A 335-nucleotide genomic window follows, 5' to 3' on the forward strand; every position below is an offset into this window, starting at 1 on the left:
GGGTTTTGAGGGAGTAGGGCCCTGGCGGTGCCCTAGGTTCGCATGGGGAGGCCCCACACTAGGATCGGCGAAGACTTGTTTCACGTCTGAGTTCGGGACGGGATCAGGTGGTTCCAAGCCTCTATGGCCGCCAGGGAAAGGGTGGGAGCGCTGATACAGGAGTTGATCAGCGATCCGCGAAACGGTGAGTGATCGTAAGGGTAACGCACTTGGGTGTTATATGGTCAAGCCGCACGGTCAATTAGTACGGGTAAGCTGCACGTGTTACCACGCTTCCACACCCCGCCTATCCACGTTGTGGTCTTCAACGGACCTTTAGGGGCCTCGAGTGCCCA

The 335-nt window shown here is 58.2% G+C and carries 2 rRNA genes; both read right to left on the reverse strand.

What is annotated here, in order from left to right:
• Positions 1–19: 19 nt before the first annotated feature.
• Positions 20–135: ribosomal RNA gene (gene rrf / locus HW932_RS21570) — 5S ribosomal RNA — on the reverse strand.
• A gap of 85 nt (positions 136–220) precedes the next feature.
• Positions 221–335 (reverse strand): 23S ribosomal RNA (locus HW932_RS21575); the annotation flags it as partial.

The sequence above is a fragment of the Allochromatium humboldtianum genome, assembly GCF_013385175.1.
Taxonomy (GTDB): Bacteria; Pseudomonadota; Gammaproteobacteria; order Chromatiales; family Chromatiaceae; genus Thermochromatium; species Thermochromatium humboldtianum.